This is a genomic window from Pseudoduganella albidiflava, assembly GCF_004322755.1.
In the GTDB taxonomy this organism is placed as follows: Bacteria; Pseudomonadota; Gammaproteobacteria; order Burkholderiales; family Burkholderiaceae_D; genus Rugamonas; species Rugamonas albidiflava.
In genome coordinates this window covers 4,001,093-4,015,178 of record NZ_CP036401.1, presented here as the reverse complement: position 1 = coordinate 4,015,178, position 14,086 = coordinate 4,001,093, and the positions used below count along the sequence as shown (strand labels likewise).

Sequence of the window (14,086 nt, the reverse complement as noted above, 5' to 3'; positions counted from 1 at the left end):
CGATCGGGAGGTCGCCGATCCGCGCTACCTCGGGAGGGCATAGGCGACGATTTTCGTGCTGAGCCTCGCGCTCATGCCCGGCCTGCCGCCGGCGGCGACCACGACGAACTGCCGGCCGCTGCGCGGCGACGCATAGGACATCGGCGTTGCCATGCCCGACCCGGGCAGATCCGCCTGCCAGAGCTGTTCCCCGGTTGCGGTATCGAAAGCACGGAACATGCTGTCGACGGCGAAGCCGGTGAAGACAAGCCCGCCCCGCGTCGTCACCGAACCGCCACTGCCGGGTACGCCCATCGTCACCGACAGACGGGAGCGTATCCCGAATGGGCCACTGTCCCGGCCGGTTCCCAATGGCCTGCTCCAGATGGCCTGGCCCGTTTTCAGGTCCACGGCAGTGATGAGTCCCCATGGTGGATTGACGCACGGGATGCCCAGCGGCGACACGAATGGCTTGACCGTCGCCGCATACGGCGTGTTTTCCATTGGCGCCTGTGGGCTACCCTGTCCGGTACTGCCATCGAAACGGCGGAAGCCCCTCGCGGTTGCCTCGGCGCGCGGCATCAGTTCGATACGGGTCGGCATCCGCATCCAGTTGACGATCATGACGTTCTGGTCGATATCGACCGATATGCTGCCCCAGTTGATGCCCCCGCCGTAGCCCGGATCCAGGATGATGGAGCGCCCCGGCGTCGGCGGCGTGAGCGTTCCCTCATAGCGCGCCCGCTTGAACATGATGCGGCACATCATCTGGTCTACAGGGGTCAGCCCCCACATGTTCGACTCGCGCAGCATGGCGCCACGGAACGACGGCATCGCGGTCGAGAAGGGCTGGGTGGGCGACAATCGTTCGCCCGGGGCGATTCCCCCCTGTGGTACCGGAAGCTCGCTGACGGTCTTTAACGGCGCGCCTGTCAGACGGTCCAGGACGAAAATTTCGCCCCGCTTCGTTGGCTGGATCAGTGCGCGCCGCACGCCGCCGGGCGTGGGCAGGTTGACCAACGTTGGCTGGGATGGGACGTCGTAGTCCCAGATGTCGTGGTGCACGGTCTGGAAACGCCAGCGCAGCGCGCCCGTCTCCGCGTCGAGTGCGATCACCGAGCTGGCGAGGTCATCGTCGAACGGCCGTCGTTGGGCGCCATAGAAATCGGGTGTGGCATTACCGGTCGGAAGATATACCAGCCCAAGCTCCTCGTCTGCACTGATGGGCGCCCAGCTGTTCGGCGTCGAGCGCGTGTAGGTTTCGCCAGGAGGCGGGGCGCCGCGGCGGTCCGGCCGTCCCGCATCGAACGCCCACGCCAGGCGGCCAGTGACCAGGTCATAGGCGCGAATGACGCCAGAGGGCTCGCCCCAGTATTGCCCGTCCATGATTGCGCCGCCGAAGACAGCATTTCCACGGACGATCTGCGGCGCAGAGCTGACGTAATGGTACCCGGTCGGAACGTCGCCCATGCCCTCCAGCAGCGGTACGCGGCCGTTCTCGCCAAAGCCAGGACAGGGGCGGCCGGTCGACGCGTCAAGAGCGAACAGTTCGGGTGTCTGGTTTGTCGCGATAATACGCTCGGCACACATGCCGGTCGCATTCGTAACGCGAAAGTAGGAGACACCACGGCAAGGCTTGCCTGACGGCGCGACGCCCGTGTTCAGGTCGTAGCGCCAGCGTTCCTTGCCCGTCTCGGCATCGAGTGACAGGACCATGTTGTGGCCATTGCAGACGAAAAGCGCATCGCCGATATTGATGGGCGTAACCTGCAGGCTGGCGCGTGGGCCGGGCGACGGGGGGCCGACGTCGGCTTCCCACGCTACTTCCAGCTTGCGTACGTTGGCTGGCGTGATCTGGGCCAGCGGACTGAAACGCGAGCCCCCTGCGTCATTGCCATAATGTGGCCAGTCCTTGCGGTCCGCGCCGGCCGAAACACCGGAACGTGCCGCTACGGCCGGTGCCTTGCCGCGCGCCCATAACGGATCGATTGCTTGCGCCGGCCCCAAGGCACGGGTCCCCGCACCGCAGAGTATTGCCGCTGCAAGGGCGAACGCGACGTGTCGAAGGCGGAGGCGTCTTGGCGCCGCCGTACGCAGCGCGCGCTTTGGTCCGCGCTGGAGAAGGAATGGCGCCCCAATGACCGACAATGCGCCGAGCCGGGCGATCAAACCCCATGCTTCGAATCCGACCTCGTAGATCGACCAGGCGAGGGTGGCCAACAGGAACACACCGTAAACCCTGGCGGATCGTGGATCGTGGCGCCATGCGAGCAGGCCGCTGAGTGACATTGCCGCGCCGGCGGCCAGGTAGTACAAGGAGCCCCCCTCGCCAGCCAGCATGGTGCCGCCGGCCAGGAGGACAAGGCCAATGGCTGTCAGCACAGCGGCATGGGCACGTCCAAGCCAGGTATTCATCATCCATTCCTTGTGTGTTGGCGAATTGCCCGATCAACCTGGCCACAGTACTGCTTCAGATACCTGCGTCCGCCGCAACTGCCAAAATACGCACCCACATCATTCGTCATCGCCCACCACGCGCAGTGAACGAACGTCGCGCATGGGCGACTGGCCAAAGAACCGGCTGTACTCGCGGTTGAACTGGCTGGCGCTTTCGTAGCCGACCTCGAAGGCCGCATGCGCGGCGTCGAGGCCGTCCACGAGCATGCGCCGCCGCGCTTCCTGCAGGCGTAACTGTTTCTGGTATTGAAGCGGGCTCATGGACGTCAGCGCACGAAAATGGTGGTGAAGTGTCGACACGCCCATGCAGGCGACCTTGGCGAGCATGTCCACGCGCAGTGGTTTGGTGTAGTTGTCCCTGATCCACTCGACTGCCTTGGCCGTTCGCTGGCTGTTCTCCCCGATCGTCGCGATCGAGCGTAGACGTTGCCCTGCTGCGCCTTGCAGGATCCGATAGATGATTTCACGCTTGATCAGCCCGCCCATGTAATCGATGTCCTGCGGAGCATGGTGGAGATCCAGCAGCCGGCCGAACGCATCGAGGAATTCGGCAGTCGTCTCCGCGGTGGTCATCGCGGGTTTGCCCGAGCGGGCCAGCCCCGCCTTGTCCGGCTCGCGGCCGAGCAGTTCGCGAACCATTGCAATGTCCAGTTTCAGCCGCATGCACAGGTAAGGAACCTCCCGGCTGGCCTCGACGACCTGGCTTGTCACGGGCAGATCCAGTGAGGTCAGCAGAAACCGCGAAGGGTCGTAGTCGAAACTCGTCCGACCCAGGGTAACGCGCTTTCTTCCCTGTACGACCAGGGCCACGCTGGGTTCATAGGTCGCTGACTCGGGAAGCGTCGGCGCGCAATAGCGATACAGCGTCACGCCGGGAATCGACGTCTGCAGGCTCGCCTCGGTGCCGATCAAGGCGCCCACGCTGCTGACCAGCTGCGTTCGCAAGTCTTCGCGGCGATCCGGCACGGACAGGGAAAACGGCAAAGCGGTAGGGGAAGTTTGATGCACGGTAGGGGTCTCCATTTCCGGCCCAAGGATAAGGCGAGACGGGACGGATGCCAACGGATTTGCGGCTTGCTCAGAGAATCAGGCAATGAGCCGACAGAATGAGGATACCGCTTCAATCGTGCTGGCCGCAAGCTTGTCGAATCCGCTGAAGCGCAACGCAATCTTGTCAAAGGAAAGCACATGAACATCGCACCCGACATGCGAAGCTGGCTCGTGGCAGCCATGATCGCCATGTTCGCCACGGCAGTTGTCCACGCACAGGAGGCGCCCGCAGCCAGGCCGCGGGCGTTCTACATCTCGGAATTCGTGGTGACCGACCGCGAGGGCATGAAGCCCTACAGCGCGCAGGTCGAGTCGACCTTCCTGCCGTTTGGCGGACGATACATCGTGCGCGGAGGAAGCATCGACACGCTCGAGGGCGATGGCCCGAAAGGCGGCATGGTCGTCATCGAATTCGATAGCAGGGAGCGCGCCCAGGCATGGTATGACTCCGCCGCTTACCGGAAGATCATGCCCTTCCGTCATCGGTCGGCCACCTCGCGTGTGTACATCGTCGAGGGGGCAGTGATTCCGCCCAACCACTAGGCAACGCAGCCTGGCGCAGGCATCGGCGCCTCTTTGCCGAAGGATACGAAGCGCCGAGAGCCTGCGCGCACGGCTCACCTGAGCAATTGCAATTGATTGGAGATTTACGCATGAATAGTCCAGATAGTCTTGAATTGTCGCGACGGGAATTCCTGCTGGCCGGTTCGGCCGCCGCGGCAGCCAGTGTCATGCCGCTCGGCGCCGCCGCACCGAATGCTGCTGCCGGGCAGGGCGCCGTGGCAAAGCTCACGCTCGAGGTGAATGGCCGTACCCATGAGCTCCAGGCGGACACGCGCACGACCCTGCTCGACGCCCTGCGCGAACACCTGCGCTTGACGGGCACGAAAAAAGGATGCGACCAGGGCCAGTGCGGTGCGTGCACTGTTCTCGTGAATGGACGCCGCATCAATGCCTGCCTGACGCTGGCCATCATGCACGAGGGCGACAGCATTACCACCATTGAAGGCCTGGGCACGCCCGAACGCATGCATGCCATGCAGGCGGCCTTCGTCAAGCACGACGGCTACCAGTGCGGCTATTGCACACCAGGACAAATCTGCTCGGCGGTGGCGGTACTCGGCGAGATCAAGGCCGGCATCCCAAGCCACGTCAGCGAGAATCTTGCGGCCCAGCCGATGCCGAGTGCCAGCGAGCTCCGCGAACGCATGAGCGGGAACATCTGCCGTTGCGGTGCCTATTCGAACATCATCGATGCGATCACGGAAGTAGCCGGTGCGAGCGGCATGAGAGGCATGCCATGAAAGCCTTTACCTATGAACGCGCGCAGTCCCCGGCGCAGGCCGCAGCGGCCATCGAGCGCAACCCCGACGCGAAATTCATTGCAGGCGGCACGAACCTGCTCGACCTGATGAAACTCGAGATCGAGACGCCAGCCCATCTGGTGGACGTGAATGTTCTGGGCCTGGACAAGATCGAGCAGACTCCGGAGGGCGGCTTACGGATCGGCGCACTGGTGCGCAATACCGATCTCGCCGCGGACCAGCAGGTGCGCCGCGATTACAGCCTGCTGTCGCGCGCCTTGCTTGCCGGCGCGTCCGGTCAACTGCGCAACAAGGCGACGACGGCCGGCAACCTGCTGCAGCGTACACGCTGCCCCTACTTCTACGACACGAACCAGCCGTGCAACAAGCGCCGGCCTGGCAGTGGTTGCGGCGCCATAGGCGGTTTCAGTCGCCTGCATGCGGTCATCGGCACCAGCGACGCGTGCATTGCGACGCATCCCGGCGACATGTCCGTGGCGATGCGGGCCCTGGACGCCACCGTCGAGACGGTAACGGCCGATGGCGCGACACGCAGGATTCCGATTGCAGACTTCTACCGCCTGCCGGGCGATACACCGCAGCGGGAAACCACGCTCCAGCGTGGCGAGCTGGTTACCGCAGTCACCTTGCCCCCTCCGATCGGCGGCACGCACATTTATCACAAGGTGCGCGACCGCGCTTCGTACGCCTTCGCACTGATCTCGGTCGGCGTCATCGTGCAGTCCGACGGCAGTGGACGCGTGGCCCTGGGAGGCGTGGCCCACACGCCGTGGCGGGTCGAGGAAGCCGAACGCGAGATGGCGCGAGGCGCCAAAGCCGTGACGGCGCGCCTGCTCAGGGGCGCCAGGACGACGCACGAGAACGCATTCAAGCTGACGCTGGTCGAGCGCACGCTCGGTTCGGTGCTCGCGCAAGCACGGAGCATGAAGTCATGAGATTCGACACCCCTGCCACCACCAACCCGATCGACCAGCTCAAGGTCGTCGGCCGACCGACCGACCGCGTCGAGGGGCCGCTCAAGACCACCGGTACCGCTGCCTACGCCTACGAGCAGAACGCCGCGGCGCCGGGCGCGGCGTACGGATACATCGTCGGTGCCGCCATCGCCAAGGGGCGTATCGAGGCGATCGATACAAGGCCTGCCAGCCGGGCTCCGGGCGTGCTTGCCGTAGTCACCGCCGGGAATGCGGGCAAGCTCGACAAGGGCGAGTTCTATGCGGCGCGCGCGCTCGCCGGACCGGAGGTCGATCATTACCACCAGGCGGTGGCGATCGTCGTGGCGCAGACCTTCGAGCAGGCCCGCGCCGCCGCGCAGCTGGTGCGCGTGCGCTATGCCCGGACCAAGGGCGCGTTCGATCTGGCTGCAGCGAAGGAGGGCGCTCCGCTGTCGAAGGTGGCGCCGTTCGCGCCGCCGCCTGAAACCAGGGCCGGCGATTTCGAAGGCGCCTACGCCAGGGCAGCCGTGCAACTCGATGCGAGTTTCACGACGCCGGACCAATCGCACGCGATGATGGAGCCGCACGCGACCATCGCGGCATGGGACGGTGGCAAGCTCACGCTCTGGACGGCCATCCAGCAGGTCAACTGGGGCGTTCGCGACATTGCAAGGACACTCGGCATCGCCAGGGAGGATGTCCGGATTGTCTCGCCGTATATCGGCGGCGGATTCGGCGGCAAGGGAACGATCCTGTCGGATGCGGTACTGGCGGCCGTGGCGGCCCGCAAGGTGGGACGGCCCGTCAAGGTGGCCCTGCAGCGCGCGCTCATGTTCAACAACGTGACGCACCGCCCGGCCACGATCCAGCGGCTTCGTATCGGGGCCGACAGCAATGGCCGGATCACGGCAATCGGGCACGAGAGCTGGTCGGGTAATCTTGCCGGCGGCAGGCCGGAGGCAGCCACCGCAGCGACCCGCCTGCTGTATGCCGGTCCGAACCGGATGACGCGGCTGCGGCTGGCGCACCTCGACCTACCGGAAGGCAGCGCAATGCGCGCACCCGGGGAAGCGCCAGGCATGATGGCGCTCGAGATTGCCATGGACGAAATGGCCGAGAAGCTCGGCATGGATCCGGTCGCGTTTCGCGTGCTCAACGATACCCAGGTGGATCCCGAGGATCCCAGGCGCCCGTTTTCGAAGCGCCAGGTGGTCGAATGCCTGCAGACTGGGGCAAGGCGTTTCGGCTGGAGCGAACGCCCGGCACGTCCCGGCAGCCGGCGCGATGGCCGCTGGCTGGTCGGCATGGGCGTGGCCGCAGCGATCCGCGGCGCACCCGTGATGAAGTCTGCTGCCCGCGTTCGTCTCGACAATCGCGGCATCGTGACCGTCGAGACCGACATGACCGATATCGGCACGGGTACCTACACCATCATCGCCCAGACCGCCGCGGAAATGCTGGGTATCGGCGTGGACAGGGTGACCGTAAAGCTGGGTGACTCACGCTTCCCCGAGTCCGCCGGCTCGGGCGGGCAATGGGGGGCAGCTTCCTCGACGGCCGGCGTCTATGCCGCCTGCGTGAAGCTGCGCGAGGCCGTGGCGCGGCAACTCGACATGGATCCGGCAAGTGCCGAATTCGCCGATGGCATGGTGCGCGCAGGGAGCCGCACAGTGCCGCTGACACATGCTTCGCGATGGCGCGATCTGGAGGCCGAGGATGTCATGGAATTCGGCGATCTCACCAGGCGTTATGCGGTACAGACCTTCGGCGCCCATTTCGTTGAAGTCGGGGTCCATGCGGCCACTGGAGAGATCCGCGTGCGGCGCATGCTCGCCGTTTGTGCGGCGGGCCGCATCCTGAACCCCAAGGCGGCACGCAGCCAGGTCATCGGCGGCATGACCATGGGCGTGGGTGCGGCATTGATGGAGGAGCTCGTCGTCGACAAGCGCGCCGGCTTCTTCGTCAATCACGATCTCGCCGGCTATGAAGTCCCGGTCCACGCCGATATCCCGCACCAGGAGGTCATTTTCCTCGATGAGGTCGATCCGGCCGGGTCACCGCTGAAAGCCAAGGGAGTAGGGGAACTCGGCATCAGCGGCGTCGCTGCCGCGGTCGCGAACGCGGTCTATAACGCGACGGGGGTACGTGTGCACGATTACCCCATCACTTTGGACAAGTTCCTCGACCGCTTGCCAGACGTCGTTTGAGAAAGCAGTCGATTCGGAACGTCATTAACGTATCGGCTCGGCACGCGTTGCCGGGCCAGAGGCTTGAAAGGATAGGCATGAAGATGATTGCCGCTGCAGTAATGTCACTCACGCTGGGTGCGTCGGCGCTTGCTCAAACCGGTGCTGCGGGAACGGCATCCGCCGGCACTGCGCCTGGCAATGCGAACGGCAACCCGGCCCAGATGGTCATCGCCCGCGCGGGTAGCCAGGCGTCGACCAAAGGACCCGCGCAGAACTTCACGGGCAGCGTGCGCGTCGATCCACTGTTCGGCGTGCGCGCCCCGTCCACCGTGTCGGGCGGTGCGGTAACCTTCGAACCGGCTGCACGTTCGGCCTGGCATACGCACCCGATGGGACAGGTACTGATCGTGACTGCGGGCGCGGGTCGCATACAGCAGTGGGGCGGTGTCGTAGAGCAGATTCGTCCGGGAGACGTCATCTGGACGCCGCCGGGCGTCAAGCACTGGCATGGCGCCGCGCCAGCGACCGCACTGACACACATTGCCATCCAGGAGAGCGCCAATGGCAAGAATGTCGAATGGATGGAGAAAGTCAGCGATGAACAATATGGGAAATAAGCGCGCGCGTTCGACGTGGGCAAGGGCCGCTGGCGTCGCGCTATGCGGCTTGTCGATATTTGCGTTCCTGGGCGATGCCGCCGCACAGGCGTCCAGGCCGGCCAGCAGTTCCTCATTCTCATCAAAGGATATTCAAATGGTTGCTCCCCCACTCGACAACTACACCCAAGGCCTGCTGCTCGGCGAGGTCTGGGCGCGTCCTGACTTGTCACAACGAGACCGGAGCATTGTCACGCTCGCTGTGCTGATCGCCAGGAACCAGCCTTCGGAGTTGCCGTTTTACCTGAACCGGGCGCTCGACAACGGTGTCAAGCCTGAGGAGATCTCGGAAATCATCACGCACCTCGCATTCTATTCGGGCTGGCCGAACGCCATGGCGGCCGTCAGCGCTACCAGGCCTGTCTTTGAGGAACGCAAGATCACCGGCAAACAGTTACCCTCGGCGAAAGTGCAACTGCTGCCGCTTGATAAAGAGACGGACGACAAGCGTGCGAAGTCGGTCGATGAAAATTTCGGCAAGGTAGCGCCGGGCGTGGTCCAGTACACGACCGATGCCTTGTTCCGTGACCTCTGGCTGCGCCCCGGCCTGGCGCCACGCGACCGGAGCATGGTTACCGTGAGCGCGCTTGTCGCTTCTGGCCAGGTGGCGCAGATCACGTACCACCTGAACCGGGCAATGGATAGCAGTCTTACCGAAAGGCAGGCCTCCGAGATGCTTACCCAGCTGGCCTTCTACGCAGGCTGGCCGAATGTGTTTTCTGCCATGCCGGTCTTCAAGGACGTATTTGCGAAGCGCACCGTGGGCGCGGCGGATAAGTGAAGAGAGGCGACATGTCAACGAGCGCTGTACCTGTGCAGCGACGAAGCATCGTTCATCACGGGCACCGATTATCCGATCGATGGCGGGTTCATCACGCTCAATACCTGAGGCCCCGGGATTGACTGAAAAGCATCGCCAGCGGTAAGATCGCCGATCCAGCCAGCCTTCAGCAACAGCGCCAGCCGACAATCGCCTTCCTGGCCCCGTACCGCTGAAAGATCCGCATGCAGTCAATCCTCCCGCCGCGCCGGCGTTTCGCCGCGATGCTCGCGGCACTCGCCGCACAGGGCGCTTTCGCCCAGCAGGCACCGGAATCCGAACCTGAAACCGTCGTCGTCTCGGCCACGCGCTCGCACCTGACCGCCGACGATGCGCCGCAAACGGTGCTCGTCATCGGCAAGGAAGACATCGCGCGGCAGCTGGCGATTTCCGGCAATTCCTCCGACGTGCTGGCCAGCCTGCTGCCATCGTTCGCGCCCAGCCGCGGCAAGATGACGGGCAGCGCCGAAACGCTGCGCGGGCGCACGCCGCTGATCCTGGTCGACGGCGTACCCCAGTCGAACCCGCTGCGGCCGACCGGGCGCGAAGCGCACACCATCGACTACGCGCTGGTCGATCGCATCGAGGTGATCCAGGGCGCCAACGCCGTCAATGGCCTGGGCGCCACCGGCGGCACCATCAACATCGTCACGCGCCGGCCCGGCCGGGGCACGCTGAGCCAGTCCGTCGACGTGCAGGCCACCTTGCCGACGTCCGATATCGGCGCCGACACCGCGAACTACAAGGCGGCCTACCGGCTGGAAGGGCGCGGCGAAGCGTTCGACTACCTGTTCGCGCTCAGCTACGAAGACCAGGGCCTGCACCTGGACGGGCGGGGCCGGCCGCTCGGCACCGACAATACCCAGGGCGACCTGATGGATTCGCGTGCCTACGACGTGCTGGCCAAGCTGGGCTACGACATCGATGCGGACCAGCGCCTGCAGCTGTCCGTCAACCGCTACCGGCTGAAATCGAAGGCCGGCTACCTGGCGGTGGCGGGCGACCGTGCGCGCGGCATTCCAACGCTGTCGGTGGAGGGAGAGCCGCCGGGCACGCCGCCGTGGAACGATGTCTGGACCACGGCGCTGACCTACCGGCATAGCGACCTGGCGGGCATGGAGTTGTCGGCGATGGTGTTCAACCAGGAGTTCGAAGGCCTGTTCGGTGCCGATAACTCGGCAACCTTCCAGGATCCGCTGATCGCGCCGGCCGGCACGCTGTACGACCAGTCGCGCATCACGGCGTCGAAGTACGGCAGCAAGGTGGGGCTGACGAAGGCCGGCCTGCTCGATGGCCGGCTGAAGCTGACCGGCGGTGTCGACACGCTGTACGACGAGGGCGAGCAGGACCTGTACGGCACCGGGCGCACCTACGTGCCGCCGTCGACCTTCCGCAACGTCTCGCTGTTCCTGCAGGGCGAGGCGCAGGTCACGGATACGCTGGCACTGCACGCGGGCGTGCGCCGGGAACGCTCCGACGTGCGCATCGACAGCTATACGACGCTGGCCTCGTTCCGCCGCGTGGCCGTCGAGGGCGGCAAGCTCGATTTCAACGAAACGCTGAGGAACGCGGGCCTGGTGTTCAAGCCGCTGCGCCAGGTCAGCCTGTTCTCCAGTTATTCGGAAGGCTTCGGCATGCCCGACATCGGCCGCGTGCTCCGCTCGATCAATACGCCGGGCGTCGGCGTGGCGCGCATGCGCGACCTGCAGCCGATCCTGACCCGCAGCGCGGAAGCCGGGGTGCGGGTACGCGAAGGCGCGTGGGACCTGGACGCCAGCTGGTTCCGTTCCCGTTCGGACCTGGGCGCCCGGGTCGCCACCGTCAACGGCGCGTTCGTGATGGCGCGCGAAAAAACCCGCATCGACGGCTTCGACGCCGCCGCGGCCTACCGTTTCGGCAAGGCGCACCGGGCGCGGATCGCCTATGCGCGCACCAACGGCCGCTACGACAGCAACGCCGACGGCACGCTCGACGCCAGGCTCGATGGTCTGAACGTGGCGCCGGACCGGGTGATCGCCAGCTGGACGGCGGACTGGAACGGCCGGCTGTCGTCGTTCGTGCAGGCGCAGCACGCGTTCAGCGCGACCTTCGACGATCCGGCCATGAAATTCAACGGCTACACGCTGCTCGACGCCAGCGCGAACTGGAAGCTCCCGAAGGGCGAGTTGCGCTTCGCCGTGGCCAACGTGTTCGACCGGATGTACATCACCTACTTCTCGCAAAGCGCGCTGGTCGAGCCGAAGCGCTACTTCGCCGGGCGGGGCCGCACGGTGAGCCTCGGGTATGCGCTCCGTTTCTGACGGCCCGCTTGCCGTGGCGCGCATTGCGCTGCGGGCCGTCGCCATCGTCGGCGGCGGCTACGCCTGTACCGCCGTGGCCGTGACGCTGGGCGCGGCGCTGCTGGCCAGGGCCGGCATGGTGCGGTCCGAGGCGGTGGTGCTGATGGCGATGCTGGGCTTTCCGCTCTACCTCGGCCTGCTGCTCTGGGGCTTTTCGTTGCGGCGGGTGAGCACCTGGTGGCTGGTGCCCGGTGCCGCTGCCGCGACGTTCGCACTGTTGCGCATCACCCTCGGCTGACCATGGAGACGACGTTCCGCAAGTCGATGGCGCCACTGCATACCTGGGCCGGCGTGCTGCTCGGCGCGGTGCTGTTCGCCGTGCTCTGGACCGGCACGCTGATCCTGTTCCGCGGCGAGATCGACCAGTGGATGATGCCGCAAACGCGCCTTGCCGCCGCGCCGGCACCCTTGTCGCTGGACCGCGCGGCCCGGCTGGTACTGCCCCTGGTGCCGGCCGGCGCCACGCAATGGCGCATCGACCTGCCGACCGCCCGTACGCCGGTGGCGGTGTTCAGCTACCGGCTGCCCGATGGCGAGGAATATACCCGGCTGTTCGACCCGGTGCGCTACCGGCTGTTGCCGCAGCCGGGTACGGACGGCGCCTCCGGCTTCCTGGTGCCGCTGCATTACAGCCTGCACCTGGCATGGGCCGACACCGGCAAGTGGCTGGTAGGCCTGGCCGGCATGGCGATGCTGGTGCTGCTGGTCTCGGGTGTCGTGATCCACGCCAGGCTGGTTGCGCAGCTGTTCACGTTCCGCCCGCGCAAGGGGCTGCCGCGCAGCGCGCTGGACCTGCACAACCTCTCGGGCGTGCTGCTGCTGCCGTTCCATTTCATGCTGGCCCTGTCCGGGCTGGCGATCTTCATCACGGTGTTCTTCCCGCAGGCGCACGTGGCCACCTACGGCGCCAAGCCGAAGGCCAAGGCCGCGTTCATGGCCGAGGCCTACGGGCGGCATGCCGGCAGGAAGACCGGCGAGCCGGGCACGCTGGCTTCGCTGGACGCGATGCGGCGCGAGGCCGAACGGCTGTGGGGTGGCGAACAGCCATACTTCGTGCGCGCCTGGCAGCCGGGCGATGCGGCCGGGGTCATCGAGTTCCGCCGCTCGTATGCGCGCGAGGTGACGATGAACCTGGACCAGCTGTACTTCGACGCCGCCACCGGCCGCGTGGTGCGCCGTTTCGAAGCCGGCCCGGTAATGACGGCGCAGCGCGTGCTGTCCGGCGTGCATTTCGCCCGCTTCGAGCATGGCACGCTGCGCGCCCTTTACTTCGCCGGCGGCCTGGGAGGATGCGTGCTGGTCGCCACCGGCTTCCTGTTCTGGCTGGAGTCGCGCCGCAAGGGGCACGCGCGCCATGGCCTGGGCGGCGTGCGGCTGGTGGAGATGCTGGCGGTCGGCGGGATGACGGGGCTCGTGCTCTCCACGCTGGCTTACCTGGTCGCGAACCGGCTGCTGCCGGCGGATGCCGGTTTGCCGGAGTGGGACCGTGCCGCGCTGGAGCGTGCCACGTTCTACGCTACCTGGTCGATCGCCTTCCTGCATGCCTGGCTGCGGCGCACCGCCGCCTGGCGCGAACAGTTGCTGGGCATCGCGGCACTGGCGCTGGTGGCCATGCTGCTGAACTGGCTGACGACGGGCGAGCACCTGTTGCAGACGCTGGCGAACGGCCGGCACGCGGTCGCCGGTGTCGACCTTGCGCTGCTGGCGTTTGGCGGCGCCGCATGGCATGCGGCGCGCCGCATCGGTGCTGGCCGAGGCAGTGGCACCGATGGCAGCAAGAGTACTGGCGGCAGCGACGGTACGGCGGGCACGAACGGTGCCCGTGATACCAGCCGTGCGCGGGCCGGGGAGGGGACCGGTGCCTGAACTGCTGGCGACTCTCGCAGCCTTCGCCATGTGCGCGCTGGGCTGCGCCGTGCTGGCCCTGTCGCAGCGCGAGCACTGGCACGCGACGGGCAAGCTGCCGCCGTATCCCGGCCCGCGCGCGTTGCGCAGGCTGCGCACGGCCGCCTCGCTCCTCCTGGCCGGCGCGCTGGCTCCTTGTGTTGCCGCACATGGCGCCGGCTTCGGCACGCTGCTGTGGGCGCTCCTGGTGTCCGCTGGCGGGATATCCGTGGCGTTCGTGCTGGCGTGGCGGCCGCGCTGGCTGGCGCCGCTGGCGATTTTGGCGGCGACCCTGTTTGCCTAGACAGGCTGCCGCCTGGCGCGCTGCTTGTGCTGTGCAGTGGATGCCGCAACCGGCCCGGTTGCCGGTCCGTTAAGGGTCCTTTAAAGCCTTGCTCCCATAATGCCTATTGTTGTAATGAGAATTATTCGCATTTAATATGGTATTTGGC

Annotated in this window: 12 protein-coding genes; 10 read left to right on the top strand and 2 right to left on the bottom strand. The window is 66.1% G+C overall.

All coding sequences use genetic code 11. The features are described 5' to 3' along the window. Nucleotides 1-24 precede the first annotated feature (24 nt). Together EYF70_RS16545 and EYF70_RS16540 are read right to left on the bottom strand one after the other, a co-directional pair. The gene (locus EYF70_RS16545) at nucleotides 25-2,397 is read right to left on the bottom strand and encodes a membrane-bound PQQ-dependent dehydrogenase, glucose/quinate/shikimate family (RefSeq protein WP_218943684.1); all 2,373 of its coding nucleotides are present in this window, start codon (nucleotides 2,395-2,397) and stop codon (nucleotides 25-27) included. A gap of 96 nt (nucleotides 2,398-2,493) precedes the next feature. Beyond that, nucleotides 2,494-3,444, bottom strand: a complete 951-nt coding sequence (locus EYF70_RS16540) for an AraC family transcriptional regulator (RefSeq protein ID WP_218943683.1) — start codon at nucleotides 3,442-3,444, stop codon at nucleotides 2,494-2,496. A gap of 180 nt (nucleotides 3,445-3,624) precedes the next feature. Between EYF70_RS16540 and EYF70_RS16535 the strand changes: the two genes are divergently transcribed. The 10 genes from EYF70_RS16535 to EYF70_RS16485 all read left to right on the top strand — a co-directional run bounded on the left by EYF70_RS16535 (nucleotide 3,625) and on the right by EYF70_RS16485 (nucleotide 13,938). Next, on the top strand, nucleotides 3,625-4,029 hold the full coding sequence (locus tag EYF70_RS16535; protein WP_218943682.1) for a DUF1330 domain-containing protein: 405 nt from the start codon (nucleotides 3,625-3,627) through the stop codon (nucleotides 4,027-4,029). A gap of 110 nt (nucleotides 4,030-4,139) precedes the next feature. Beyond that, entirely contained in the window at nucleotides 4,140-4,790 is a 651-nt protein-coding gene (gene paoA, locus EYF70_RS16530) for an aldehyde dehydrogenase iron-sulfur subunit PaoA (RefSeq protein WP_131146384.1), read from the top strand. Continuing rightward, entirely contained in the window at nucleotides 4,787-5,746 is a 960-nt protein-coding gene (locus EYF70_RS16525; RefSeq protein WP_131146383.1) for an FAD binding domain-containing protein, read from the top strand. Before paoA ends, EYF70_RS16525 begins: the two co-directional genes overlap by 4 nt. Continuing rightward, entirely contained in the window at nucleotides 5,743-7,953 is a 2,211-nt protein-coding gene (gene paoC / locus EYF70_RS16520) for an aldehyde oxidoreductase molybdenum-binding subunit PaoC (RefSeq protein ID WP_131146382.1), read from the top strand. Before EYF70_RS16525 ends, paoC begins: the two co-directional genes overlap by 4 nt. Before the next feature lie 77 nt (nucleotides 7,954-8,030). Further along, nucleotides 8,031-8,552, top strand: a complete 522-nt coding sequence (locus EYF70_RS16515; RefSeq protein ID WP_131146381.1) for a (R)-mandelonitrile lyase — start codon at nucleotides 8,031-8,033, stop codon at nucleotides 8,550-8,552. After that, a complete protein-coding gene (locus tag EYF70_RS16510) occupies nucleotides 8,533-9,372 on the top strand; it encodes a carboxymuconolactone decarboxylase family protein (RefSeq protein WP_371861631.1) in 840 nt (279 codons plus the stop codon). The genes EYF70_RS16515 and EYF70_RS16510 overlap by 20 nt, the downstream gene beginning before the upstream one ends. Nucleotides 9,373-9,596: 224 nt before the next feature. Next, entirely contained in the window at nucleotides 9,597-11,711 is a 2,115-nt protein-coding gene (locus EYF70_RS16500) for a TonB-dependent receptor (RefSeq protein ID WP_174800411.1), read from the top strand. Beyond that, on the top strand, nucleotides 11,695-11,988 hold the full coding sequence (locus EYF70_RS16495) for a hypothetical protein (RefSeq protein ID WP_131146380.1): 294 nt from the start codon (nucleotides 11,695-11,697) through the stop codon (nucleotides 11,986-11,988). Before EYF70_RS16500 ends, EYF70_RS16495 begins: the two co-directional genes overlap by 17 nt. Nucleotides 11,989-11,990: 2 nt before the next feature. After that, the gene (locus EYF70_RS16490; protein ID WP_131146379.1) at nucleotides 11,991-13,616 is read left to right on the top strand and encodes a PepSY-associated TM helix domain-containing protein; all 1,626 of its coding nucleotides are present in this window, start codon (nucleotides 11,991-11,993) and stop codon (nucleotides 13,614-13,616) included. After that, entirely contained in the window at nucleotides 13,609-13,938 is a 330-nt protein-coding gene (locus EYF70_RS16485; protein WP_165497697.1) for a DUF3325 domain-containing protein, read from the top strand. Before EYF70_RS16490 ends, EYF70_RS16485 begins: the two co-directional genes overlap by 8 nt. Nucleotides 13,939-14,086: the final 148 nt, after the last annotated feature.

Excerpts from the sequence above, each read along its gene's own strand:
- EYF70_RS16545 (WP_218943684.1), bottom strand. The coding sequence starts at position 2,397 with ATGATGAATACCTGGCTTGGACGTGCCCATGCCGCTGTGCTGACAGCC.
- EYF70_RS16535 (WP_218943682.1), top strand. The coding sequence starts at position 3,625 with ATGAACATCGCACCCGACATGCGAAGCTGGCTCGTGGCAGCCATGATC.
- paoA (WP_131146384.1), top strand. The coding sequence starts at position 4,140 with ATGAATAGTCCAGATAGTCTTGAATTGTCGCGACGGGAATTCCTGCTG.
- EYF70_RS16525 (WP_131146383.1), top strand. The coding sequence starts at position 4,787 with ATGAAAGCCTTTACCTATGAACGCGCGCAGTCCCCGGCGCAGGCCGCA.
- paoC (WP_131146382.1), top strand. The coding sequence starts at position 5,743 with ATGAGATTCGACACCCCTGCCACCACCAACCCGATCGACCAGCTCAAG.
- EYF70_RS16515 (WP_131146381.1), top strand. The coding sequence starts at position 8,031 with ATGAAGATGATTGCCGCTGCAGTAATGTCACTCACGCTGGGTGCGTCG.
- EYF70_RS16510 (WP_371861631.1), top strand. The coding sequence starts at position 8,533 with ATGAACAATATGGGAAATAAGCGCGCGCGTTCGACGTGGGCAAGGGCC.
- EYF70_RS16500 (WP_174800411.1), top strand. The coding sequence starts at position 9,597 with ATGCAGTCAATCCTCCCGCCGCGCCGGCGTTTCGCCGCGATGCTCGCG.
- EYF70_RS16495 (WP_131146380.1), top strand. The coding sequence starts at position 11,695 with ATGCGCTCCGTTTCTGACGGCCCGCTTGCCGTGGCGCGCATTGCGCTG.
- EYF70_RS16490 (WP_131146379.1), top strand. The coding sequence starts at position 11,991 with ATGGAGACGACGTTCCGCAAGTCGATGGCGCCACTGCATACCTGGGCC.